Raw genomic sequence first — 1,256 nt, forward strand, 5'->3', positions numbered from 1 at the left:
GCATAGCCAAGATTGATGCTCGCAGTCTGGACATTGGCCTTGCCCACGGCGACGTCAGCCTCTGCCTGCTTTTGCGCGGCGACGGCATTGGCATATTCCTGCTTGCTGATGGCGTTGGCCTCGACCAGCGGCTTGTAGCGCTCGGCCAGTGCAGTGGCCTGCGCCAGATTGGCCTCGGCGCGTGCCTGGCCGGCCCTGGCACTGGCAGCTGCCGCGGCGTAAGGCGCAGAATCAATCGTGAACAACGGCTGCCCTTCCTTCACGTCGCTGCCTTCCCGGAACAGCCGCTTTTGAAGGATACCTGCCGCACGGGCCCTGACCTGCGCCACGCGTGAAGCCTCCAGGCGGCCCGGCAACTCGGTCACCAAACCAACGTCGCCCTGGGCCACTGTGACCACGCCGACTTCGGCAGGAGGCGGTGCTCCGCCGGGGGCGCCGGCACCCTTGCCGCACCCGGCAAGGAACAATGCAAACGCGGCAGCCAGCACGAGAGGCTGGTATGGCGCAAACCGGAAGCGAGAAGGTGAATGGACAACGCGAGACTTGGGCATGCTGATCCTCAAATTTGGGAAAAAGGCGCAAAGCGGAAAAAGCGACGGCGTTTGATGCAGGTCATCTTTCCGCGAAAAACAAAAAGAATAAGGGTTTTTACGAGTGATATAGTTTACATACATTTGTGAATGTATAACAAGCCCACTTMGCTAAATTGCTGCAGGAGACTTTGATTGGCCCGTCGGACAAAAGAAGAAGCCATGGCCACCCGGCACAAGTTGCTGGACGCGGCTGAGCATCTGTTTCAGGCCCAAGGCGTGTCACGCACCAGCCTGCAGGACATCGCGCGCCGTGCAGGCGCCACACGCGGTGCCGTCTATTGGCATTTCAAGGACAAGGCAGACCTGTTTAATGCCATGATGGAGCGGGTAACCCTGCCCCTGGAAAACTCGTTCAACCAGGAAAATGATCCGCAGCAATACGTGGACGACGACTCCCTCAACCCGATGGAAAGGATACGACGGTCCACCGTCAACGCGCTGCGACAAATTGTGACCGACGCCCAAACGCGGCGCGTCTTTGAGGTGGCGACCCAGAAGGTCGAATATGTAGAGGAGCTCCAGGCCGTCCGCCTGCGTCACCTGGCGGTACGCGGTGGCTTTTTGTCAGGCATCCAGCAAAGCATCGAAACCGCATCCGGGCAGATGCATCTCAAATTACCGGTGCCGGCTTCGGCGGCCGCACAGGGCCTGCATGCGCTGATC

General features: G+C 59.9%; 2 protein-coding genes. One reads left to right on the plus strand and one right to left on the minus strand.

Translation table 11 applies throughout. The features are described from left to right. The coding region (locus tag AC1D0Z_RS22135) for an efflux RND transporter periplasmic adaptor subunit (protein WP_477660296.1) at positions 1–551 on the minus strand (551 nt) is incomplete at its 3' end. A 174-nt stretch (positions 552–725) separates the two neighbouring features. Here AC1D0Z_RS22135 and AC1D0Z_RS22140 point away from each other — a divergent pair. Further along, the coding region (locus AC1D0Z_RS22140) for a TetR family transcriptional regulator (protein WP_477660297.1) at positions 726–1,256 on the plus strand (531 nt) is incomplete at its 3' end.

Source organism: Polaromonas sp. P1_E3, assembly GCF_056405935.1.